Raw genomic sequence first — 23199 nt, forward strand, 5'->3', positions numbered from 1 at the left:
TCGGGCCGACCCGGTCCGCTCGCCGTTGAGGCCGTCCTGCGCATGGCGGATGCGTGCCGCAGGGACGACGACGACGTCGTATCCCGATCTCCAGGCGCGCCGGCACAGGTCGAGGCTCTCTCCGAAGCCACGGTACGCATCGTCCGTGCCGCCCGACTCGACCCACCAGTCGCGGCGCACGAGCGCGCCCGCGAGGCTGACCGCCAGCACGTCGTCGCGGGAGTCGTGCTGGCCCTGGTTGACGTCGTCCTCCTCGACCAGGGAGACGCGCCGCGCGCCCACCCGTGAGGTGGTCGCCGCAAGGCCGACCAGTCGGCTGGGCTCGTCCCACCGGACCTGGGCGGCGCCGATGATGACGGCCCTGCGACGCTTGCGAGCAGTCGCGGTGAGCACGGAGAGCGCGCCCGGCAGCGGCGCCGTGTCGTCATGGAGCAGCCACAGATAGTCGCGGTCGAGATCGGGGTGCCTGGCAAGCGCCGAGTCGACGGCCTCACGGTAGGTCGCCCCGGGCGCGGAGACGATATCGCCGCGCAGCCCTGGCGGAAGCTCGGGGGCGTCGCCACCGACGACCACGACGTCGAGGGTGTCGTACTCGTGCTCGGCCAGCGTTCCGAGCACCGCGGTCAGATGCGCGGATCGGCCGTCGGAGACGACGATCGCGCGCACGACAGGACGCGCCGTGCTCACGACCCGTCCCTCGCGGAAAGCCGACTAGACAGCGCGCCGCTTGAGCTTGCGACGCTCGCGCTCAGAGAGCCCACCCCAGATCCCAAAACGCTCATCGTTCTCAAGAGCGTAGTTCAGGCATTCCTGACGGACCTCGCACGACGCGCACACCTTCTTCGCCTCGCGTGTCGATCCACCCTTCTCGGGGAAGAATGCCTCAGGATCTGTCTGAGCGCACAGAGAGCGCTCCTGCCATGCCAGCGGTCCGTCGTCCTCCACCGCGTCGAAGATGTCGACCACGGGTGCGAGCGTCGGTGCTGGCGCGCCGGCGTCCGAGGGGACTGTGCCGTCGTAGATGCTCCACATAGGCTTCCCTCCGATTCGCCGCGGGGGAGCCACCCCCGCCTACAGGGAATTACACCCGTGTCATCCGCGTCCGTCAAGTCGAGAGTGACATCCTGCACTGGGTGCAGGGACGATGGAAACGGAGCGATCCCTCGCGCAGACGCGAGTCACTCGATGACTAGGATCGGACGTCGTGACGAGTTCGAGCGGGAGAAGTGGCCCCGCACGCCGCCACGGCGCACGTCAGCCGGGCCACGCGGTGCTGCGGATCGGCACGATGCTCGTCGCCGCGGTGATGGGCTTCGTGCTCGTCGGCTACCAGGTGTTCGCCCACCTCGTCGAGGGTGAGTTCGACACGCACGACGTCACCGAGCTGATCAACGAGGTCGAGGCGACCGCGTCCGCATCTGCCGGTCCGGTCGACACCGACGCGGGCGACGACCTCAACATCCTGCTGATGGGCTCGGACACGCGCTCGGGGGACAACGCGGACGGCAACGGCGATGTCGGGGGCATGCGCAACGACACCACCGTGCTGCTGCACATCTCCGCGGACCGCACCCGAGTAGAGGCCATCTCGATCCCCCGCGACCTCCAGGTGCAGGTGTCCGACTGCACGCTCTTCGACGGGACCACCGTGTACGGGTGGTACGGCGACTTCAACAACGCGTTCGCCAACGGGGGCACGCAGGGAAGCGCAGCCGAGGCCGCGGCCTGCACCATCAACACCGTGCAGGACCTCACCGGGGTCGCGATCGACCACTGGGCCGTGGTCGACTTCGAGGGCTTCAAGGACATGGTCGACGCGATCGGCGGCATCCCCATGTGCATCACGCAGGACATCTCCTCCAAGAAGGCCCACCTCTACCTCGACGCGGGCGCGCAGGTCCTCGACGGAAAGCAGGCGCTCGCGTACGCGAGGCTGCGCACCGCCGAGGAGGGCGGGGTCTCCGGCTCCGACCTGCAGCGGATCACGCGCCAGCAGGAGCTGCTGCGCCAGACGATCCGCACGCTGCTGGGCAAGAACATCCTCACCGACACGGACGAGATCACGCAGTTCGTCCGCGCCATGGCGAGCGCGATGACGATGGATGAGGAGCTCGGCGATCTCGAGTATCTGGAAGGGCTCGCGTGGAGCCTGCGCGGGCTCAGCATCGACGATGTCGTCTTCGCGACGGTGCCGTGGGAGTACACCGAGGACTACCTCAACGTGGTCGCCACCGAGGACGCGGAGACCATGTGGGAGCAGCTTCGCAACGATGAGCCGCTCACCGTGGATGCGGAGGGCGACGCCTCGTCCGAGTGGGACACGGGGCACGGCGACGCCACGGCGACGCCCGAGGCGACGGCCAGCACCAGCGAGGATGCCGACGCGACGGACGACGAGTCCGTCGTCGACGACCTGCTCGCGGAGTGCGGCGCGTAGCGCGCTTCTGAGGCACCCAGGCGCCCCGCCACCGGACGCGTGAGGCATCTGCCACACTCTGCGCATTCTCTGCGCTGGCACCGCATAGAATGACGGCACTCATGACGAAGACGAGCTTCAGCCGCGCGCGCCTGCGCCCGCGCCACGCCACCCGCCGACACCACGGAATCGTGATGTCCTCGGTCGCGTCGGTCACGCTCGCGGTCGTCGGCTTCTACGGCTCGTTCGGCTTCGCGAGCGCAGCCATGATCCAGTGGAACGCCAACACCAAGGACATCAGCGCGATCGCGGGCGGCGGCGACGACGAGGGCGACGGCGCCGAGTACATCTCCTCCCCCGTCTCCTCCGGCGACTCCGACGACCCTGTCGACGAGAACGCTGGCGAGGACCTCAACATCCTCGTCATCGGGTCGGACGTCCGCTCTGGCGAGAACGAGAACATCGGCGGCTACGTCGACGGTGCCCGCGGCGACACGACGATCATCGTGCACATCTCCGCGGACCGCAGTCGCGTCGAGCTCGTCTCGATCCCGCGCGACACGCGCGTCGCGATCTCCACGTGCGAGTCGTTCGACGGTCAGACGCAGACGGGCTGGACCGCCAAGTTCAACACCGCGTTCTCGATCGGCTACGGCTTCAACAACGACCCCTCCGAGGCGGCCGCGTGCGTGATGCGCACGATCAACGACCTCACCGGCATCGAGTTCGACGGGCAGTACGTCGTCGCCGACTTCAGCGGCTTCCGCGACATGGTCGACGCGCTCGGCGGCGTGCCGATGTGCATCCCCTACGACGTCTACTCGAAGAAGGCGAACCTCGACCTCGACGCGGGTGCGCAGGTGCTCAACGGCAAGGAGGCCCTGGCCTGGGCCCGCGCCCGCACCGGCTACAACCTGGGTGACGGCACCGACCTCATGCGTATCGAGCGGCAGCAGCAGCTGATCGAGGCGATCATCGAGAAGGCGCTCAGCGTCAACGCGTTCACCGACGTCAGCGTCCTCACGAAGTTCGTCAAGGCCGCGACCGAGTCGTTCACGATGTCCGAGGACTTCGGCTCCGTGACGTACGACTTCGGCCTGCTGTACTCGTTGCGCAACATCGACCTCGACAACGTCGTGATGACGACGACGCCGTGGGCGTACGCGGGCGACGGCTCTGGCGACGTGGTCCTCACGTCGGACGCCGAGGCGGTCTGGGCCGCGATCCGGGACGACTCCGGGCTCCAGGATGCGCTCGACGAGATCGACGACGCCAACACGACAGAGGACGAGACCGACTCCTCCGAGCGCGCCGACCTCTCCGAGGACGAGTCGACGATGTACCTGCCGGTGCCCCCCGAGAAGTCCTACAACATCAGCCGGGACACCGAAGAGGAGATCCTCGCGGCCTGCGAGGTCTGACACTCGCTGACCCCGGGGCTCCGGCCTCCGCCGGGAGCGGGACGTCTACGCCCTGCGGAGCGCCTCGCCCTTGGCGTGAGCGGTCTCCCGCAGCGAGTCCTGGAAGCCCTCCATCTCGACCGTGAGACGACGGCCGAGCTCATCGGTGCCCGAGGCGAGCATGCGCACGGCCAGCAGTCCGGCGTTGCGCGCGCCCGCGATCGACACGGTCGCGACGGGCACGCCCGCGGGCATCTGGACGATGCTGAGCAGCGAGTCCATGCCGTCGAGGTGCTTCAGCGGGACGGGCACGCCCACGACGGGCAGGGTCGTCACCGAGGCGAGCATGCCCGGCAGATGGGCGGCTCCGCCAGCGCCAGCGATGATGACCCGCAGGCCGCGTTCCGCCGCCGAGCGGCCGTACGCGATCATCTCCTCGGGCATGCGGTGCGCGGAGACCACGTCCTTCTCGAACGGGATCGAGAACTCGGCGAGGGCCTCCCCCGCCGCCTGCATCACGGGCCAGTCGGAGTCCGACCCCATCACGATCCCGACGATCGGCTGCTCGCTCATGCCGCACCTCCGTCCCTCACGATAGCGGCGGCGGCGACAGCACGGCGGTAGACGTCGTCCGCGTCCTCGCCTGTGACGTTCACGTGCCCCACCTTGCGACCAGGCCGGACCTCCTTGCCGTACAGGTGGATCTTCGCCCCCGCATCGTCCACGTCCGCGAGAGCGGTCGGGAGGTCCTCGCGTGCGCCCCCGAGCACGTTCGCCATCACGGTGACGGGCGCGAGCGCCTCGGTCGACCCGAGCGGCAGGTCGAGCACCGCGCGCAGGTGCTGCTCGAACTGGCTCGTCACCGCGCCGTCCTGGGTCCAGTGGCCGGAGTTGTGCGGGCGCATCGCGAGCTCGTTGATCAGCACATGCTCGCCCGTGTCGAACATCTCAACCGCGAGCACCCCGACGACGCCCAGCTCGGTCGCGACGCGAGCGGCGACGGCGCGGGCCTCGTCCGACTCGTCGTCGGTGAGGCCGGGCGCCGGGGCGATCACCTCGGAGCAGACTCCGTCGCGCTGGATCGACTCGACGACGGGCCACGTCACGACCGCGCCGGACGGCCGCCGCGCGGCAAGCGCCGCGAGCTCGCGGGTGTACGGCACCTTGGCCTCGATGAGGACCCGGGGACCTCCGTCGGCCGCCGCCGCGAGCCAGTCGGAGGCCTCGGCGGCGTCGCGGACGATGCGGACGCCCTTGCCGTCGTAGCCGCCGCGCGCGGTCTTGAGGACCGCCTCTCCCCCGTGGGAGGACAGGAACGATGCGACCTCGGCCTCCGTGGTCACCGGCGCCCAGTCGGGGTTCGGCAGCCCGAGCGCGTCCATGCGCACGCGCATCTCGATCTTGTCCTGCGCGAAGGTGAGCGCACCGAGGCCCGGAAGCGCGGGGACTCCGACGGCCTCCGCCGCCGCGAACACCTCGGCGGGGATGTGCTCGTGCTCCCACGTGAGCACAGAGGGCCGGGGCTCGGAGAGCAGCGCCGCGACGGCCTCGGGGTCGGACGGCACTCCGACGACGGTCTCATGGGCGGGCAGCGCGGAGGCGGCGGCTGGCGACTCGACGAGCACGCGCAGGATCACGCCGAGCTCGGTCGCGGCGGGCGCCATCATGCGCGCCAGCTGGCCGCCGCCGACGACGGCGACGATAGGCGGGGTCATGGGTCAAAACTACCCGCGTAAAATGCTGTGGCATGACGATCGTGGCCTGGGTGCGTTCGCGAGCGGGCGAGCTCGCGCGCTTCGCCACGGTCGGGGTCGTGGGCGTGTTCGTCAACCTCGGCACGTTCAACCTGCTCCGCCTCGGCCCATTCGCGCCCGACGCGGAGATCGGCGGGGACGACGACCGCGTCGTCACCGCGAAGCTGATCGCGACGCTCGTCTCGATCGCCTTCGCGTGGGTCGCGCACCGCGGGTGGACCTTCCGCGGCATGAGCGTCCACAAGCCCGGCCACGAGGCGCTGATGTTCCTCGTGGTGAACGGCGCCGCGCTCCTGATCGAGTCCGGCACGGTCGGGGTGTCCCACCACGTGCTCGGGCTCACGTCACCGCTCGCGGACAACATCGCCGCGATGATCGGCATCGGGTTGGGCACGATCGCGCGCTATGGGGCGTACCGGCTGTTCCTGTTCAAGGACCCCGAGGACAGGGACGATGTGTCCGGCACCGTCGTCGCATCAGGGACGGGCGTCGCGAAGCCGGGCGACGCATCGTCCCTGGTCGCCGACGAGCCCCGCCCCTAGCCCGGCCCTGGCCCGTCCGCGCCCTGGAATCGCACCAGGCCCGGAAACCGCCTGGTTCCCAGGCCTGGTGCGATTCCAGGAGACATCCGTCTCCCCTAGCCCCTGCCCCACACCCAGCGGGTGCGCTGCTTGAGCGCGCGCCCGTGCGGGACCACCTTCTCGAGGTCGACCATCTGCGGCACGCCCTGGAGGAACACCGAGAACACCGCGGGGCGGCGCTGCGACAGCTCGAGGCGGCCGCCGTCGGCCGTGACGAGGTCGCGCGCGAGCGCGAGGCCCAGGCCATGGCCCCTGCCGGAGGTCACCTCGCGCTCGAAGATCCGCGGCGCGAGGTCGTCTGGCACCCCGTCGCCCTCGTCCCTGACCTCGAGCACGATCGCGTGACTCGAGCCGGACTCGCGCGCGGAGACGGTCGTCGTGCCTCCTCCGTGGTGCAGCGAGTTCTCGATGAGCGTGGCGAGCACCTGCGCGAGGCCGCCCGGCGTCGCGAAGACGGAGCTGTCCGTGTCCTCGATCGTGAGCCTGCGACCCGCCTTCGCGAACGTCGCGGCCCACTCCTCGCGCTGCTGGCTGAAGACCTCGTCGAGCGACAGCAGCTCGGTGCCCGCGCCGAGCGCGCGCTTCGAACGCCCCAGCAGGTCGTCGACCACGCCGACGAGCCGCTCGACCTGCTCGAGCGAGGCCTCGGCCTCCTCGCGCACCTCGTCGCGATCCGTCATGAGCGAGATCTCCTCGAGCCGCATCGTGAGGGCCGTGAGAGGGGTGCGCAGCTGGTGGGAGGCGTCGGAGGCGAACTGGCGCTCCGCGGCCAGCCGCGCGGCCATGCGATCGGCCGAGCGCGAGAGCTCCTCGGCGACGAGGTCGATCTCCTCGACCCCCGTGCGCTCGAGGCGCGGTCGCGTCTGGCCAGAGCCGACCTGCTCGGCGGAGGCCGCGAGGTACACGAGCGGCCGGCTGAGGCGCTCGGCCTGCCATGAGGCCATCGCGATGCCCGCGACGATCGCGACGAATGCGACGGCGAAGACGAGCCCCACCAGCTGAGCCGCGTCAAGGAAGACGTCCCACCACGCGACGTACATCTTCACGAACACGCCCGAGCTCGCGACATACGAGCCGACGAGCGCAGGATCCGGCTGCTCCCCCGCCGACAGCTCGGTGCCGTCAGGCAGCGTGACGACCATGTACTTGGGGGCGCCGCGCGCCTCGGACACGAAGGCCTCGAGCGTGCGCTCGTCGATCGTGTCGTTGAGGTCGTAACGCACCTCGATCGCGCGCGAGGCGGTCGAGGCGCGCAGGCCGAGGTCCTGCTCCGCGGAGCTGAAGATCAGCTGGGCCGCGGCGACGCCGAGGGGGATGCCGAGAAGGACCACCGCGACCAGGAGCGCGGAGACGGTGGCCTGGAGCAGCTTGCGCCGCACGGCGCGGGCCTAGTCGCCGCTCTCGAAGCGGAAGCCCATCCCCCGCACCGTGGTGATGTAGCGGGGATTCGCGGCGTCGTCGCCCAGCTTGCGGCGCAGCCAGGACACGTGCATGTCGAGGGTCTTCGACGGCGCGCCCGACTCCGCCTCCCACACCTCACGCATGAGGGCGTCGCGGGAGACGACCGAGCCGGCGTTGGTCACGAGCGCCTGGAGGAGCTCGAACTCCTTCGAGCTGAGCTGGAGCTCGCTCTCGCCGAGGAAGGCGCGGTGGCCCGCGACATCCACGCGCACGTCGCGCGCAGAGATCTCTCCCACGGTGTCGGCACCCGCGCGGCGGCGCAGCAGCGCGCGGACGCGGGCGAGGAGCTCTGCCAGACGGAAGGGCTTGGTGACGTAGTCGTCGGCGCCAGCGTCCAGGCCGACCACGAGATCGACCTCGTCCGCGCGCGCAGTGAGCATCAGGATGGGCACCTGGAGGCCCTTGTCACGGATGCGACGTGCGACGTCGACGCCATCGATATCGGGCAGGCCAAGATCGAGGATCACCAGGTCGGCATCCTCCGCGGCCCCAACACCTTCGGTACCGGTGCCACACCACTCGACGTCGTAGCCTTCTCTGGTCAAAGCCCGGGTCAAGGGTTCCGAAATGGTGGGGTCATCTTCGACCAAGACAATGCGGGTCATGAGGACACGATACCGCCGGGGCCTCTCAATGCAAGGTTCTCCGCAGCCCAAGTTCCTCACGGGCTCGTCGAGGCACGGCATGTCGCCAGTAGGCTCGGGAACCATGACCAACTCGTCGCGAGCCGACATCCGGGCCTCGGCGACGTCCTCCCCGCTCCAGCGCCGCCTCGACGCCGCGCTCAGGTCAGCGCCGTCCGCGTTCGTGCTGCTCGTCACGGCGATCGCGGTCTCGGCGGGGCTGCTCGTCTCGGTCGGCCACCATCGGTGGTGGACCGTGCTGCCGCTCGCCGCGGTGCTGACCGCGCTCCTGTGGCGCCATCTCGTCGTCGCCGATCCGCACCCGCGCGCCCGTCTCGCCGGGATGCTCCTGGTCGGAGGGCTCGCCGCCTGGGTGGTCGTCAACCTGTTCTTCGCTGCGGAGTACATCCTCGTCGTGCGCGATCCCGGGTTCCTCACGCTCAGCGGACTGTGGCTCGTCGACCACGCCAGCACGGACATCCCCGCGTCTGGGGCGGTCGAGGCGGCGGCCCTGCAGAGCAACCTCATCCCGGACGCCTCGCAGGCATGGAACCTGCTCGGCGACGCGGTGCAGCCCCAGGGCGCCAAGATGCTGCCCGCGACGATCGCCGTCGGCGGGTGGATCGCGGGCACCGCCGGCGTGTACGGCGCCAACATCGTCATCGGGGCCGCGGGCATGGCGGCCGTCTACCTCGTCGCCCGCCGCCTCCTGTCGCCGCTCGCCGCACTGGCTCCCGCGGCACTGCTCGGCCTGACGGTCGCGCACATCGGACTGTCCAGGGCCGCGTACACCGAGCCGCTCACCCTCGTGCTGGTCTTCGCCGGGATCCTGTGGTCGTGGCGCGGCGTGAACGAACGCGCGTGGGCTCCCCTGCTCGCCGGCGCGTTCGTGTCGGGCGCGACCGTCTTCGCCCGCATCGACGGCGCGGTGTTCGCGCTCGGCGCCCTCGTCGGCACCGTGCTCGCGCTGTCCGGCGCGGCCGCGCCCCGCCGCTGGCGGCGCGGCGCGGCGCTCGCCTATGTGACGCTGCAGGCCGTCGTCCTGGCGGGCGGCTACCTGTCGCTCTACCGCTGGAGCCGCGCCTACCTCGAGCGACTGGGCGACGAGACGACGCTGTTGATCGGCGCGTACGCGGTGCTCGCGGCGCTGGCCTTCCTGTGGGCGATGAGCTGGGTCGAGGGCAGCCGCATGGACCGCCTGCTGCATGCCCTCACCGCGGGGCTCGGCCACCGCGGGTCGCTCGCAGGCGGGCTCGTGGTGGTCGGACTGTTCACCGTGCTCGCCTCGCGGCCTCTGTGGATGACCTCGAGGCGAGGCACCGACACGAGCGCCGAGCAGTTCACCAACAGCGTCATCGAGGGCTTCCAGGCCTCCGCGGGGCTCGAGAGCGATCCGACCAGGACCTACGCCGAGAGCTCGGTCACGTGGCTGAGCTACTACCTCACGTGGCCGCTCGTGCTGCTCGCCTTCGTGGGATTCGGCGTGCTGACCTACCGCGCACTGCGTGGCCGCTACGACTGGTGGGTGCCGCTCATCGCGATCCTGCCGTCCACGCTGTTCTACCTGTGGAAGCCCGCGATCATCGCCGACCAGATCTGGTCGATCCGACGCTTCGAGCCGGCCGCGCTGCCCGGATTCGCCATCGCCGCGACCGTCGGCGGCCTGTGGCTCGCCGCACGTCTCACCCGCGAGCACAGTCGACAGCTGGGCAAGCGCGTCGTGGCCGCGGCGCTCGTCGTGCTGCCGATCACCGCCTGGGTGTCGGTGTCGCCGGGCAGCTCCGTCCCCGTCGGGGCCGCGGTGAACGTCTTCACCACGGAGATGGACGGCGCCGACGCGATGATCGACGCGATGTGCGAGGAGATCGACGGGCGCCCTGTCGTGCTCGCCGGCACCTCCGAGGTCTTCGGCACGATCCGCGTGGTCTGCGACGTGCCCGTGGTCCTCGCGCTCGTCGAGCCCACGCAGGAGACCCTCGCGGAGATGGTTGAGATCTTCGACGAGGCGCCCGTGGTCGTCACCCGCAACGAGGACTACCTCGAGTGGACCGAGGAGCCGACGAGGGTCGCGATCTCCGTCGTCACCCACTCCGGCTACTCGCTGCAGCGCATCCCCGTCACGTACATCACGCGCAACTACAAGTGGCTCATCGGCGTCGTCAACGAGGACGGCACTGTCACATCGGTCGGTTCCTCGGCCGAGGAGGTCTCCGCGGGCTGACCGCTCAGCCCTGCGCGTCGGCCTCGCCTTCGGCGCTGTCCGTGTCGTCGGTGCTGTCCGTGTTCTCGGCCCCCGCAGCCGCGTCGCGGGCGGAGGCGCGCATCGCCGCGGCGGCGACGACCGCCGAGGCGACGAGCAGCGCGATCGCTATCGCGGGCACCGCGCCCAGCATCACCACGGCGGCGGCCGCCTGCAGCACCTGCCAGGTCAGCGCGGCGCCTCGCGACCACCGCGCGCCGCGCGCGAAGCCGCGCGTGACGAGGGCGATGCCGCCCGCCATCGCGAGCGCGAAGGCGCCGATCCCGAGGGTCGCGGCCAGCTCGACGTGCTCTCCCCCGATCGCGTACGCGGCATAGACGGCGGCCACACCGACGAGGACAAGCGCCTCGAGGGCGAGCAGCACCGTGGCCAGAACGTCGAGCGGATCGCGACGGCGGAGAGAGCTCACGGCGCCCACCCTAGGACCGCGAGGCGGGTCTGCGGAAATTCTCAGAAAGCTCCCCCTTGTCATCTGTTCGTAACAATGGGAAAATGTTCGGCAGTGATGTAGCGACGATGCGACGGATCACCGCCAACCCCCATGGCTGGATGGTCCGTCGCTCTCTTTTACCCAGAGGAGTACATGATGGATTGGCGTAACGACGCTGCGTGCCTCGAGGTCGAGGACCCCGAGCTTTTCTTCCCCGTCGGCAACACCGGCCCGGCGATCTCTCAGATCGAGAAGGCCAAGGCCGTCTGCGGCACGTGCAACGTCCGCGAGACCTGCCTGCAGTGGGCCATGGAGCACAACCAGGACTCCGGTGTCTGGGGCGGGCTGTCCGAGGACGAGCGCCGCTCGCTCAAGCGCCGCGCCGCTCGCGCGCGCCGCGCCGCGAAGTAACCCAGCGACAACGAAGCCGCGTCGCCCCTCGGGGCGGCGCGGCTTCTGCCGTTCCCGGCGCCGAGGCGCCGAGCTGAGCGGCGAGGCCGCGGTCAGTAGCGACCCTCGCCCGGCCCCTCGCCGATCCGCACGTCGAGCCTGACCGCCGAGCCGGGTCCGTCCTCGCGGGCGACCCACTCGATCGAGCCGTCGAGCTCGTTCTCCACGAGAGTGCGCACGATCGACGAGCCGAGGCCCGTCGGACTGCCCGCCAGCCCCACGCCGTCGTCGAGGATCGCGATGCGGAGCCGTTCGCGGGCCGCCTCGCGGTCGGCATGCACGGTGATGACGCCGCGCTCCCTGCCGACGAAGCCATGCTCCACCGCATTGGTGATGAGCTCGGTCATCACGAGCGCGAGCGAGGAGGCCCACTGCGCGGGGATCATGCCGAAGTCGCCCTCGCGCACGATGCTCACCTGAACGCCGGGCGACGCCACCTCGGCGGCCATGCGCATCGCGCGGCGACCCAGGTCATCGAAGTTCACCAGCTCGTCGAGCGTGCCGGACAGCGTCTCGTGGACGAGCGCGATGGTCGACACGCGCCGCATCGCCTCGGCGAGCGCCTCCTTGGCCTCGGGGGCATCGACGCGACGTGACTGGAGACGCAGGAGCGCCGCCACGGTCTGCAGGTTGTTCTTCACGCGGTGGTGGATCTCGCGGATCGTCGCATCCTTCGTGATGAGCTCGCGCTCGCGCCGCCTCAGCTCGGACACGTCGCGGCACAGCAGCACGGCGCCGTGCCTCACCCCGTTCTCCGTCACCGGGATCGCGCGCAGCGACAGCGCCGCCCCGTTCGCCTCGATGTCGGTGCGCCAGGCGGCGCGACCCATGACGACCATCGCAAGGGTCTCGTCCATCTGACCCTTGTCGAGAAGCATCGTGCTCGCCTCGCGCGGGAGCGACTTGTTGATGAGCGGGCCGGTCAGTCCGAGGCGGTGGAAGCACGACAGCGCGTTGGGGCTCGCGTACGTGACATGCCCGGCGGCGTCGAGGCGCAGCACGCCGTCGCCGACGCGCGGCGCGCCGCGTCGCGGACCGGTGACCGAGGTCGGCACGGGGAACTCGCCGCGCGTGACCATGTGCAGGATGTCGTCGGCGGCACCCTTGTAGTTGAGCTCGAGCCGGGACGACGAGCGCGACACCGCCTGCGAGACCTCCCTGGTCAGCACTGCGATCGGGCGGCCGTCCAGGACGACGGGAAGCGCGTCCTCGCGGACCGCGTACGACTCGTCCCAGCGCGGCTCGCGCGACGCGACCAGCTCGCCCGAGTCGAAGGCGGTGCGAAGATGCGCGACGCGTCCCTCGGCGGCGAAGGAACCCACCACATCGTCCTGGTGGACCGTGGGACCGGTGGAGGGGCGGCACTGCGCGATCGCCACGAAGCCGTCGTCCACGGGACGCCACATGACGAGGTCGGCGAAGGACAGGTCGGCGATGATCTGCCAGTCCTCCGCGAGCAGGGACAGGCACTCGGCCTCGGCGTCGGTGAGGGCGCCGAAGCGCTCCGCGGTCTCTCTCAGGCTTGCCACCGTCCAAGCCTACGGCCCGCTGACACCGGGCGCCGCCGCCCGTCCCACGCCGGCGCCGTCGCGCGGCCCCTGATACCAGGGAGTCGCTGCTCTCGCGGGGTAGGCTGAGAGGCCGTAGGGACACCGGGAGACACGCATGGACTTCACGCACCGCCACCGCTTCGACGCGCCGCTCGACGCCGTCGTCGCCATGCTGGCGGACGAGGGGTTCTCGCGCTTGCGCGGTGAGGCCTCGGGCGCGCGGCTGGTCGACCTGCTGGTCGACGGCACCGCCGACACCGCCTTCACCGTCTCGCTGCGACGCGAGGCGCCGACGTCCTCGATCCCCTCAGAGATGCGCGGCTTCGTGGGCTCGAGACTCGTCGTGACCTACACCGAGGCGTGGGAGCCACCCGAGGAGCACGAGCGCATCGGCACCTTCGCAGTCGAGATCATGGGAGCGCCCGGCCATGTGGCGGGGGCGCTGGGCCTGCGACCCGACGGCGACGGCACCGAGCTGCTCGCCACGGGCAAGGTCGCGGTCCCGATGCCGATAGTGGGGCCGATGATCGAGCGCGCGTTGGTGGGCTCCGTCACGAAGACGATGGACGGCGAGCTCGAGGTCGCCGACACCTGGCTCGCCGAGCGCCGTTGACCGTGGGGCGCACGCTCACGCTCGTGTGGGCCGGAGGCTTCGTCGGGGGCGTGCTGCGGCTCCTGGTCGGACAGGCGCTTCCTCACGCGACCGGGACGATGCCGTGGGACCTCGTGCTCGTGAACGTGGTCGGCTCGCTCGTGCTGGGCTTCGTGGTCTCGCGCGCGCAGCGCGAAGGCGGGTGGGCGATCTTCCCCGCGATCGGGCCAGGGCTGCTCGGCGGCTTCACGACGTTCTCCTCGGTCGCGGTGCTCACGTGGGGCGTGGACGCCGCTCACCCCGCGAACTGGCTCCTGCTCGGCGTGCTGATGCTGCTCGCCGTCGCCTCGGCCGCGCTCGGATGGTGGCTCGGAGGACTCGAGGCCGGCCGCGAGGAGGCCGTGCACGTCGGGGGTGACGAGCGATGATGTCTCCCCTGCTGCTGCTCGCCGCCGGGGCCGGATGCGGAGTGGGAGCCGTCCTGCGCTTCCTCGTGGGGCGCATCGATCACCCGCAGTCCTTCCCGTGGCCCACGATCGCCGTGAATGCGGCGGGCGCGACACTGCTGGCGTGGCTCACCGCCGCCGCGACCGCGGGCGGCATCACCGAGGCCGAGCTCGTGGTGCTCGGTGGAGGGCTCGCCGGCGGGCTCACGACGTTCTCGAGCATGGCCGTCGACGCCGTCGTGCTGTTCCAGGACGGACGGCGTCGCGACGCGGCGCTGTACCTCGCCGCGACGTTCGCGGTAGGGGTCTGCGGGGCCTGGATCGGCTGGACGCTCGGGGCCTGAGCCCTCGACGCCGGCCGCGGCGCCCGGGTGCCTGCCATGGCGCGGGGCCGGTGGGCGCGCGGGGCCGGCGGACACGTCATTCCTGCGGCCTTCACGGGTGAGGTTCGGCGCGAGGCCGGCGAACCGCACCCCCGGGGACCGGGGTGCGGTTCGGCCTCAGCGGGCCGTGGCGCCGAAGGCGCCGAGTTGGCGTTGATACGTCAACTGCTGATCATCCTAGCGGGACTTCGGTCCTAGCGCACCCCGTCGGGCGAGAAAGGCGACGGATGGCCAGCCCAGCACCGTGACCGCGAGCGCCCACGGCACCCATCCCGGGCCCTCGCCGACGGCCGAGGGTGCGGCGACGAGCGCGAGCGCGACGCACCCGACCAGACCGAGAGCCGACACCGCGACCGGGACACGGAGCGTCGCGCGGCGACCTCCCCGCGACTGGGCGATCGCCGCCGCATTGGCAACCGCGTAGTACGTGAGGATCGTCGCCACGGAGACCAGCAGCAGGCTCGTCCCCTGCGTCCACACGAGCGCGATCGCGGCGAGGGCGCTCACGAGCTCGGCGAGCCACGGCGCCCCGCTCCCGCCCTGTCGCGCGAGCCCGCGCGGCAGATCGCCCTCGCGCGCCATGGCCATGGCGGTGCGGCCCGCGCCTGCGAGGACCGCGAGCATGGCCCCGAAAACGCTCAGGGCGGCGGTCGCGGTGACGAGCCCGAGCGGGAAGCCGACCGCGTCCGCGAGCCGCTCGAGGGGTGCGTCCTGCAGCGCCTCGCCCGCATCCGCGCTCTGGGGAAGCACCGCCACCAGGCCGTCGTAGCCGACGTGGACCGCGAGCGCGATCCCGACCGCGAGGTAGAGCGCGAGCACGACCGCGAGCGCGATGACGATCGCGCGCGGGATCGTGCGCTCGGGCTCGCGCACCTCCTCCCCGAGCGTGGCGATCCTCGCGTACCCCGCGAAGGCGAAGAAGGCGGCCGCGGCCGCGACGGGTACCTGCGCGAGGCTCCCCTCGCCTCCGTGCAGCGCGATGTCGAGGACGCTCGGCTCGTAGGTCTCGCCGCTCATCGGCGCGTACGCGAACCAGCCGTATATCACCGGCGTGCCGACAGCGAAGGCGACGAGCGCCGCGAGCGAGGCCGAGACCACGATCGCGATCGCGGTCGCGCCCCCCGCGGTCTTCGTGATCCCGCGCGCATTCAGCGCCCATACCAACGCGATGGCCGCTGTCGCGATCCCCTGTGCATGCCCGGGGAGCACATACGTGCCGAGCACGACCGCGCCGACCGCGACCGAGGCGGTCTTGCCCACGAGGAACGCCGCCCCCGCCACGTGGCCGGCCCAGTGGGACAGCTCCGCTCGGCCGTACGCGTATGAGCCTCCAGCGACCGGATGCGCGGCGGCGAGCTGCGCGGTCGACAGCGCGTTCGCGATCGCGATCGCGGCGGCGAGGCCGAGGGCGAGGAGGTACCAGCGCCCGGCGGCGAGGACATCGACCCACATGTCGGAGAAGACTCCCGCACCGAGCATCGAGCCCACGCCGATGCCGGTCGCACCCAGCAGCCCCACCCGTCGTGCCGTCACGCGGGCAGGCTACAGGCGCCGGGTCGCCCGGGCCAGAGGAGGGCCCGGAGGCACGGGGACGGGACGATGCGCAGGCGGGGACGATGCTGGGGCGGCAACGATGCCGAGGCGGTCAGGCCGACAGGTCGGGTCGGCGGGAAGGCAGTGTCAGCGCTTGGCGCGCACGCGCGCCGCAACCGGCTCGTCGACAGCCTCAGACTCGGTCGACGCCAACGGGGCCACGGCATCGTCCTGGAGCGGCGACTCCTGAACGGCTGCATCGTCCTGGCTGTCCGCGTCCTCGACCTCCCCCGCCTCGGACTCGGCGACCGCGTGCGAGGCTCCGCTCGGCTTGCCCGCGCGCACCCACGCCCAGTAGAGGATCCCCGAGGCGATCGCGGTGGCCGCGAGCGAGCCGAGAGCGGCGACGCGCGTGAGGTTCATGATGAGCGTGAAGCCCACGGCGATCGCCGCGACCACGTTGAGCACGACCCAGCGGCGCTGGCCGTCACGGTGGGCGAGGATCGCCATGGAGATCAGGCCCATGAGGAAGCTCACGAACACGGCGACGGCGTAGAACAGGACGAGTCGCTGGTCGCGCGCGCCCGCGGCGGCGACGACGACGGCGGACAGCGCAAGGAACAGCGCGACGCCCATATAGGGCGTGTGGTGCGCGTTCGTCCTGCCGAGGATCGCCGGCAGGACTCCGTGTCCGGCGCTGCCGTCCTCGCGGCGCGCGAGCGCCTTCATGAGACCGGGACCTGCCTGGAACGACGAGCTCGCGGCCGACAGCAGCAGCAGCGCGGTGGCCCCTTGGAACAGCGCGAAGACCGCGGGAGTGGCCGCCGCACGTGCGAGGTCGGCGACGAGGGTCGAGTCCTCGCTCGGCAGGCCGATCTCGAGGTAGACGACGGACGCGGTGAGCAGCAGCGTGAGCGTGCCGACGATGCCGAGCGTGAGCCACAGGGCGGTGCGGCCGAACTGGCGACGTCCCGCATCGTCCAGCTGGGCGAGCTGCGCGATGGCCGACGACGGCGCCTCGACGCCCGTCGCGAGCGCCATCGCGACGGGGAAGGCGAGGATCACCGACAGAGGAGCCGAGTGCAGGAGGGTGGTCTCGGCGGCCTCGGCCGAGACTGTGTCAGCCACGGTCGGGGCCCCCATCGCGACCGACACGAGGACGGCGACGGCGGCGACCAGGAAGATCACGGTGAGCAGCGCGAAGACCGCGCGCCCCATGTGCCCGAACCACATCAGGCCCGCGACGAGCACGAGCAGCCCGAGGGCGAGCCCCAGCCGGTACGGGGCGAGCGAGGGGATGTAGGAGATGATCGCCGACGCGCCCGCGGAGACCGAGATCGCGATCGTGAGGACGAAGTCGACGATCAGCGCGCCCATCGGCACGAACGACCAGCCGTCTCCGAAGGCCGCTCCCGTCGCCGCGGCCGCGCCGCCGCCCTCGGGGAAGCGACCGACGAGCTGGTGATAGCTCGTGACGACGAGCGCGACGACGAGGACGACAAGGCCCATCGCACCGAGCAGCAACGGCAGATGGCCGTTCAGCGCGTGGAGTGCGGCCTCGATCGCGTAGGCCACGGAGGACACGGGATCCGCCATGACGGAGAAGGCGAAGGCGAGCAGCAGCGCCGTGCGGCCGGCGAACCAGCCGCCGCGAGTCGAAACGGTCATGCGCACCTCTCAGGACGCGCGGCACCGGCGTCTCGTTGAATCGTCACACACACGACTCGCGAGACTACGCCGCTCCCACCGCGCGCGCGAGGACCTGGGTCCCGTGCCTTCTCAGGCGGCACCTCGCAGTTCGGTCATCCCGGACGTTCCGGCCATCGACGCCGCGTAGATCGACACGATGGACTCGCCCAGGAGCTTGTCGAACTCCGCGTCCGGCTGGTCCACCGTCAGGCCCTCGAGCAGCGCCCTGCTGAAGCTCGCGATGAGGCCCGGGTTGCGAGCGAGGCGCTCGTTGGCCTCGGCGCGCGTGTAGCCGCCGGACAGCGCGACCACACGGGCGACGTTCGGGTGGGCGATGAGATCGCTCCACAGCCCGTCGACCGTTGGGATCGTGAGCTTGAGCGCGACCTTCCTGTCGCCCAGTGCGTCGAGGTGGGAGAGCAGCTGCTCGTGAAGGAGCGCCTCCGCAGCCTCCTTGTCGGGCGCGTGGATGTCGTTCTCGGGCTCGACGATCGGCAGGAGCCCCGCGGCCACGACGCGCTCGGCGAGCGCGAACTGCTGGTCGACGACGCGCGCGATCCCCGCCGGGTTCGCCTCCCTGATGACCGAGCGTTCCTTCGTGCCGAAGACGCCCTTGTCGAGGGCCGCGGCCAGGGTGTCCTCGAGGCCGGGGATCGGCTTCATGAGGCGCACGCCGTCGGACTCCTCCTCGAGGCCCTTGTCGATCTTGAGGATCGGGAGGATGCCCTTGACGTGCCACACGTAGTCCGCGACGCCCATCCCGTGGATCTCGCGGTCGACCGTGCCCTGGAACAGGATCGTCGCGAGGATGTGGGTGCGGGTGAACGACGGGCTCGTGATCACGCGGGTGCGGGCCTCGTGGATGAGGTCGAACATGTCGTCGTCCGTCTCGTAGGCGGACTCGGGGATCCCGTACCGCTTCAGCGCGCCGGGGGTGCTGCCGCCGCTCTGGTCCAGCGCGGCGATGAATCCTGCGCCCGTCTCGAAGCGGGCGAGGCGGTCTGCGTACGACATGAGGTCCTCACTCTCCGTCGTCCTCGCGTCGCGGCATCCACGCCGACGCCCCGACTGGGGGCGGCTCTCTCGTTCTTCCAGATTACGCCGGGTGACGGTCGCGGGCACCTGCTCCTCGGGGCTCATCCGCCCGGGAACGACGAAGGCCCGGACCATCTGGTCCGGGCCTTCCGAGTGGTAGCGGGGACAGGATTTGAACCTGCGACCTCCGGGTTATGAGCCCGGCGAGCTACCGAACTGCTCCACCCCGCGTCGTTGCTGCGGGTTACTACTCTACCAGCGTTTCGCGGCACCGATGACCACGGGACCGCCGACCGCCTCCGACGAAGAGCGGGGCCGGAGGAGACTCGCTCCCCCGACCCCGCGTCGTCCCTTGCAGAAGGGCTACTCCGTGGCGGCGTCCAGCGCGTCCGATGCGTCGACCGCGTCCTGGAGCGCCTCATTGAGCGCATCCTGCGCCTCGCCGTACGCGGCGAAGTCACCCTCCGCGAGCGCGGCGTTGCCGTCCTCGATCGCCTGGGTCGCACGGGCGAGGGCCTCGTCGAGCGCCGCCTGCGCGTCCGTCGCTGCCGGAGTCGTCTCATCCGGAGTCGCCGTCTCGGTGGGCTCGCTCGTCGCATCGTCCGTAGCGCCGTCGTCCGTCGCGGCGTCGTCCGTGGACGTGCCTGCCTCCTCGTCGACGGCGTCGCCGTCGACTCCCGCATCCGGATCGGTCGCGCCCTCGGACGCGCCCTCGCCGAACACCTGGTCGAGCGCCTCGGCAAGCGTGTCGGCGAACCCGACCTCGTCTCCGAAGGCCACGAACACCTTGCGCAGCAGGGGCACCTGCGTGCCGCTGCTCGCCTGGACGTAGACAGGCTGGACGTACAGCAGTCCGCCGCCCACCGGAAGCGTCAGCAGGTTGCCGTTCTCCACGGTCGACTCGCCCTGGCGGAGCAGGTTCAGCACCGACTGCGCCTCGGAGTCAGCGTTGAAGTTGTTCTGCACCTGGCCCGGGCCTGGGATTGTCGTGTCGCGTGGCAGCTCCATCAGTCGCAGCGTGCCGTAGTCCTCGTCGACCTCGCCCTCGGTGTCCCCCGTCTCCGAGTTCACCGCGAGGTAGCCCGTCAGGATGTTCCTGGGACTGTCACCCGCGGGGATGAAGTTGGTGGTCAGCGAGAAGGTCGGGTCGTCCTGACCGGGCATCTGCAGGGTCAGGTAGTACGGATCCTGACGCTGCGTCGAGTCGTTGGGGTCCTCCGGCACCTGCCAGAAGTCACCCTGCGAGAAGAAGGTCGCCGCGTCGGTCACGTGGTACTCGGAGAGCTGGTAGCGCTGGATCTCGAAGAGGTCCTCCGGGTAGCGCAGGTGGCTCATGAGGTCCGACGAGATCTCCGAGACCGAGTGGATCTCCGAGCCGAAGACCTCCTCCCAGGCCTTGAGGATCGGGTCCTCCTCGTCCCACGCGTAGAGCGTCACGGTGCCGTCGTAAGCGTCGACCGTCGCCTTGACCGAGTTGCGCACGTAGTTGAGCGTGGTCTGGATCAGAGCATCGTCGTCGCCCGCGAACAGTCCCGTCGTATTGATGAGCGACGCGTACGGGTACTCCGACGTGGTCGTGTAGCCGTCGACAACCCACACCACACGGCCGTCCACGACCGCGGGGTAGGCCGTCGAGTCGAGCTCGAGGTACGGGGCGACCTTCGAGACGCGCTCGAGCGGATCGCGGTAGTACAGCACCTGCGACTCCGACGTCACGCGGTCGGAGAACAGGATCTGCTCCTCGCCGAACGAGATCGCGTAGGCGAGCTTCTCGAACAGGTTCCCGATCGACGGCCCACCATCGCCCTCGTAGGTGGTGTTCTGCTGGCCGTTGTCGGCGTCATCGTCCGGGTAGTCGAGCTCCCAACCTCCCTCGCCCTCCGGGGCGCCGACGATCGAGTACGCGGGCAGGTTCTGGCCGAAGTAGATGCGCGGCTCGTAGTCGCCGAGCTCGCCGGACGACGGGATGCCCCCCTCGAAGAACGACGGCTGGCCGTCGGAGGTCACCGCGTTGCCGTAGGCCGCGACGACGCCGTAGCCGTGCGTGTACACGGTGGTCTCATTGACCCAGTTGCGGCTGGAATCGTCCAGGCCGTCGAGGTTGAGCTCGCGCACCGAGATCACGGTGTCCTGGCTCTCGCCGTCGATGTCGTAGCGGTCGACCACGAGCTCGTCGCTGAACGTGTAGTACTGCTTGTTCTGCTGGAGCTGCTGGAACGCCGGCGCGACGATGTTGGGGTCGAGCAGGCGGATCTGCGCCGTGGTGTCGGCGTCGCCGCGCAGCGCGTCCGAGTCGGCCTCGGTGGTCGCGTCGTACTGAGTGATCTCGACGTCGTCGATGCCGTACGACGTGAGCGTCGCGTCGATGTTGCGCTGGATGTAGTCGGTCTCGAGCTCCTGCTCGTTCGGCTCGACCTGGAAGCGCTGCACGATCGCGGGGTAGATGCCGCCGATCGCGACCGCGGCGATGACCATCAGGCCGACGCCGATGATCGGGATGCGCCAGTCGGCTCGCCAGATGACCACGAGGAACATCAGGCCCACGATCACCGCGATGCCCGCGAGGATCGTGCGCGACGGCAGCACCGCGTTCACGTCCGTGTAGGACGCGCCATAGATGAGGTCGCCCTGCGCCGTGAGCAGGCTGTAGCGGTCGAGCCAGTAGTTCGCCGCGACGCCGAGCATCACGATGAGCCCGATCACGGCGAGCTGGATGCGCGCGCCCTTCGAGGCGATGAACTGGCGTCCGCCACCCGAGATCGACCCGTAGAGCAGGTGGACGAAGGCGGCGACGATCGCGCACAGGATCGCGATGGTGAGCACGTAGGACACGAGCGCGTTGAGCGTCGGCAGCGTGAAGACGTAGAAGCCCGCGTCGAGCCCGAACTGCGGATCGGCGGTCCCGAACGACTGCCGGTGGAGGAAGAGCTGGAAGGTCTCCCACTGGGAGGACATCGCCCCGCCGGCGATGAGGCCGACGAACAGCGGGAGCGAGATGGTCACCGCACGCTCAAGCGGCTCGATCTGCTCGCGATAGCGGTCAAGGCTCGATCGCGCGTCGCTGCGCGCCGGGCGCGCACGCTTCGCGAGGAAGAGCGACAGCCACACCGCTCCCGCGGCGAGGCCACCGAAGACCACGAAGAGCACGCCCCTGGTCAGCCACTGCACCCAGACGACCTCGGAGAAGTCGAGCTGGTTGAACCAGGCGACCTCGGTCCAGATGTTCGCCGCGATCACCGCCGCGACCACGATGACGCCGACCACGATCGCGGTGATGGCGAGCGGGCTGCGCCTCTGTGGCACGCGGATGGGGCGTGGTGGGCTGGGCTGGTTGCCGTCTGCGGCGAACGTCACTGTCGGTCCTCACGAGCTCATCGGTCGGGACCGCACGCACGCGGCCCCGAAGGTGCTTCCGACTAGCCTGCCACAGCCTCGCACGTCGGCAGGTCGTCCGTCTCCCCTGCACCGATCGCGACGATGGCGTCGTAGGCGTCGTCGATGTCCTCCACCGCGACAACGGACAGTCCGTCCGGAACGTTGCCGACGACATCCCCGCAGTTGTCGACGGGGGCCAGGAACCAGTCGGCGCCGTCCCGCTCGGCGCCCAGCATCTTGAGGTCGATGCCGCCGATCGCGCCCACGGTGCCCGTCGAGGAGATGGTGCCGGTGCCGGCGACCAGCGCGCCGTTGAGCTCGTCGTCCTCGGTGAGGAGATCCATGATGCCGAGCGTGAACATGAGGCCCGCGCTCGGGCCTCCGACCGTGTCGATCGCGACCTCGACGTCGATCGGGAGGTCGAACTCGGGGTCCACGAGGATGCCCATCATGGGGTTGCCCTCGCCATCATCGACGAGGGCGAACTCGAGGTCCATCTCCTCGCCGTCGCGCTCGACCGTGACCGTGAGCACGTCGCCGACCTCGCGGCCCGCGATCGCCTCCGACAGATCCGTGAAGCCGTCGAGCTCCGCGCCGTCGACCGCGAGCAGGACGTCGCCGTCCTCAAGGGTGCCGAAGGCATCGGAGTCGGACAGGACCTGGACAACGTTGAGGGTCGCCGCGACCTCGGTGCCGAGCGCCTCGAGCGCGGCGACCGTCGCGGCCTCCTGCGAGGTCACCCATTGGAGCTCGGACTCGGCCTCGGCCTCGTCGGCCTCCTCCTCGGTGGTCCCGAACACGAGCTCGCGGGGAGTCGTGTACTGGTCCGAGGACAGGTATCCGCGCAGCACCGAGCCCATCGTCATCATGGTCGAGCCACCGTCCTGGACCGAGACGGTGGTGAGACGCAGCTCACCGGACGGTTCGTAGGTCGGCGCGCCCGAGATCGAGACGAGCTTGCCGTCCTCGGTGTCGGCGAGCGTGTCGTACGTGGGCCCGGGTCCGCCGATCGCGTACGGCGACGGCAGCACGACCATCACCGCGACGAGGGCGCTCGTCACGAGACCCGCGATGCCCATGACCCTCTCGCGACGGGTCACGACCGGCTCGTCGGCGTCGTACAGGGCCCCGAAGGTCTCCACGGGGTCGGGCGTCGTCTGCTCGGTCACCGGCCCATCATTGCTCATAGCGAACGTGAGACCCAATCGCCGCCGCCGAACG

The 23199-nt window shown here is 70.5% G+C and carries 20 protein-coding genes, 1 tRNA gene and 1 pseudogene; 8 read left to right on the forward strand and 14 right to left on the reverse strand.

Annotated elements, in window-relative coordinates; all coding sequences use genetic code 11:
* Nucleotides 1–51 precede the first annotated feature (51 nt).
* Both B7K23_RS16105 and B7K23_RS00605 read right to left on the reverse strand, forming a co-directional pair.
* Nucleotides 52–687: pseudogene (locus B7K23_RS16105) on the reverse strand (glycosyltransferase family 2 protein); the annotation flags it as partial.
* A gap of 24 nt (nucleotides 688–711) precedes the next feature.
* Complete coding sequence (locus B7K23_RS00605; RefSeq protein ID WP_084124211.1) at nucleotides 712–1032, reverse strand: WhiB family transcriptional regulator; 321 nt, start codon at nucleotides 1030–1032, stop codon at nucleotides 712–714.
* A gap of 172 nt (nucleotides 1033–1204) precedes the next feature.
* On the opposite strand from B7K23_RS00605, the gene B7K23_RS00610 reads away from it, so the two are divergent.
* Nucleotides 1205–2437 (forward strand): LCP family protein, encoded by a 1233-nt coding sequence (locus B7K23_RS00610; RefSeq protein ID WP_143338020.1) that lies wholly within the window; start codon nucleotides 1205–1207, stop codon nucleotides 2435–2437.
* 101 nt (nucleotides 2438–2538) lie between these two features.
* Nucleotides 2539–3837 carry an LCP family protein gene (locus B7K23_RS00615; protein WP_159451249.1) on the forward strand — a complete coding sequence of 433 codons (1299 nt, stop codon included), beginning with the start codon at nucleotides 2539–2541 and terminating at the stop codon, nucleotides 3835–3837.
* Between the two features lie 45 nt (nucleotides 3838–3882).
* Here B7K23_RS00615 and purE read toward each other — a convergent pair whose 3' ends face one another.
* Nucleotides 3883–4389, reverse strand: a complete 507-nt coding sequence (gene purE / locus B7K23_RS00620; RefSeq protein ID WP_084124217.1) for a 5-(carboxyamino)imidazole ribonucleotide mutase — start codon at nucleotides 4387–4389, stop codon at nucleotides 3883–3885.
* Nucleotides 4386–5531: a 5-(carboxyamino)imidazole ribonucleotide synthase gene (locus B7K23_RS00625; RefSeq protein ID WP_084124219.1), complete on the reverse strand. Its 1146-nt coding sequence runs from the start codon at nucleotides 5529–5531 to the stop codon at nucleotides 4386–4388. Before B7K23_RS00625 ends, purE begins: the two co-directional genes overlap by 4 nt.
* A 32-nt stretch (nucleotides 5532–5563) precedes the next feature.
* On the opposite strand from B7K23_RS00625, the gene B7K23_RS00630 reads away from it, so the two are divergent.
* Nucleotides 5564–6112: a GtrA family protein gene (locus tag B7K23_RS00630; RefSeq protein WP_084124221.1), complete on the forward strand. Its 549-nt coding sequence runs from the start codon at nucleotides 5564–5566 to the stop codon at nucleotides 6110–6112.
* A 95-nt stretch (nucleotides 6113–6207) separates the two neighbouring features.
* Here the strand turns inward: B7K23_RS00630 and B7K23_RS00635 are convergent, their stop codons facing one another.
* Nucleotides 6208–7530: a HAMP domain-containing sensor histidine kinase gene (locus B7K23_RS00635; protein WP_084124224.1), complete on the reverse strand. Its 1323-nt coding sequence runs from the start codon at nucleotides 7528–7530 to the stop codon at nucleotides 6208–6210.
* A 9-nt stretch (nucleotides 7531–7539) separates the two neighbouring features.
* The gene (locus B7K23_RS00640; RefSeq protein ID WP_084124226.1) at nucleotides 7540–8217 is read right to left on the reverse strand and encodes a response regulator transcription factor; all 678 of its coding nucleotides are present in this window, start codon (nucleotides 8215–8217) and stop codon (nucleotides 7540–7542) included.
* 103 nt (nucleotides 8218–8320) lie between these two features.
* Here B7K23_RS00640 and B7K23_RS00645 point away from each other — a divergent pair, with 103 nt between their 5' ends.
* The gene (locus tag B7K23_RS00645; RefSeq protein ID WP_084124228.1) at nucleotides 8321–10456 is read left to right on the forward strand and encodes a hypothetical protein; all 2136 of its coding nucleotides are present in this window, start codon (nucleotides 8321–8323) and stop codon (nucleotides 10454–10456) included.
* A gap of 4 nt (nucleotides 10457–10460) precedes the next feature.
* On the opposite strand, the gene B7K23_RS00650 is transcribed toward B7K23_RS00645, so the two are convergent.
* Nucleotides 10461–10904: a hypothetical protein gene (locus B7K23_RS00650; protein ID WP_084124230.1), complete on the reverse strand. Its 444-nt coding sequence runs from the start codon at nucleotides 10902–10904 to the stop codon at nucleotides 10461–10463.
* 177 nt (nucleotides 10905–11081) lie between these two features.
* Here B7K23_RS00650 and B7K23_RS00655 point away from each other — a divergent pair, with 177 nt between their 5' ends.
* Nucleotides 11082–11336: a WhiB family transcriptional regulator gene (locus tag B7K23_RS00655; RefSeq protein WP_084124233.1), complete on the forward strand. Its 255-nt coding sequence runs from the start codon at nucleotides 11082–11084 to the stop codon at nucleotides 11334–11336.
* 92 nt (nucleotides 11337–11428) lie between these two features.
* Here the strand turns inward: B7K23_RS00655 and B7K23_RS00660 are convergent, their stop codons facing one another.
* Nucleotides 11429–12904 carry a sensor histidine kinase gene (locus B7K23_RS00660; protein WP_084124235.1) on the reverse strand — a complete coding sequence of 492 codons (1476 nt, stop codon included), beginning with the start codon at nucleotides 12902–12904 and terminating at the stop codon, nucleotides 11429–11431.
* A 136-nt stretch (nucleotides 12905–13040) separates the two neighbouring features.
* Between B7K23_RS00660 and B7K23_RS00665 the strand changes: the two genes are divergently transcribed.
* Genes B7K23_RS00665 through B7K23_RS00675 form a run of 3 tightly spaced genes read left to right on the forward strand, consistent with a single transcriptional unit; the run spans nucleotide 13041 to nucleotide 14307 of the window.
* Nucleotides 13041–13538, forward strand: a complete 498-nt coding sequence (locus tag B7K23_RS00665) for a DUF2505 domain-containing protein (RefSeq protein WP_084124237.1) — start codon at nucleotides 13041–13043, stop codon at nucleotides 13536–13538.
* A gap of 2 nt (nucleotides 13539–13540) precedes the next feature.
* On the forward strand, nucleotides 13541–13945 hold the full coding sequence (locus B7K23_RS15600; protein WP_159451250.1) for a CrcB family protein: 405 nt from the start codon (nucleotides 13541–13543) through the stop codon (nucleotides 13943–13945).
* Nucleotides 13942–14307, forward strand: coding sequence for a CrcB family protein (locus B7K23_RS00675; RefSeq protein ID WP_084124241.1), 366 nt, complete (start codon nucleotides 13942–13944; stop codon nucleotides 14305–14307). The genes B7K23_RS15600 and B7K23_RS00675 overlap by 4 nt, the downstream gene beginning before the upstream one ends.
* A 216-nt stretch (nucleotides 14308–14523) precedes the next feature.
* On the opposite strand, the gene B7K23_RS00680 is transcribed toward B7K23_RS00675, so the two are convergent.
* The 6 genes from B7K23_RS00680 to B7K23_RS00705 form a co-directional block, all read right to left on the reverse strand.
* On the reverse strand, nucleotides 14524–15879 hold the full coding sequence (locus tag B7K23_RS00680; RefSeq protein ID WP_143338021.1) for an APC family permease: 1356 nt from the start codon (nucleotides 15877–15879) through the stop codon (nucleotides 14524–14526).
* 147 nt (nucleotides 15880–16026) lie between these two features.
* Nucleotides 16027–17547, reverse strand: a complete 1521-nt coding sequence (locus B7K23_RS00685) for an amino acid permease (RefSeq protein ID WP_084124245.1) — start codon at nucleotides 17545–17547, stop codon at nucleotides 16027–16029.
* Nucleotides 17548–17658: 111 nt separating this feature from the next.
* Entirely contained in the window at nucleotides 17659–18582 is a 924-nt protein-coding gene (locus tag B7K23_RS00690) for a fructose bisphosphate aldolase (RefSeq protein WP_084124247.1), read from the reverse strand.
* A 175-nt stretch (nucleotides 18583–18757) separates the two neighbouring features.
* A tRNA-Met gene (locus B7K23_RS00695) sits at nucleotides 18758–18834 on the reverse strand.
* A 132-nt stretch (nucleotides 18835–18966) separates the two neighbouring features.
* Nucleotides 18967–21957: a UPF0182 family protein gene (locus B7K23_RS00700; protein ID WP_084124249.1), complete on the reverse strand. Its 2991-nt coding sequence runs from the start codon at nucleotides 21955–21957 to the stop codon at nucleotides 18967–18969.
* A 62-nt stretch (nucleotides 21958–22019) separates the two neighbouring features.
* Nucleotides 22020–23147, reverse strand: coding sequence for a PDZ domain-containing protein (locus B7K23_RS00705; RefSeq protein WP_234996348.1), 1128 nt, complete (start codon nucleotides 23145–23147; stop codon nucleotides 22020–22022).
* Between the last annotated feature and the right edge of the window lie 52 nt (nucleotides 23148–23199).

Origin of the sequence: Demequina sp. NBRC 110054, from assembly GCF_002090115.1 — a bacterium.
Taxonomy (GTDB): domain Bacteria; phylum Actinomycetota; class Actinomycetes; order Actinomycetales; family Demequinaceae; genus Demequina.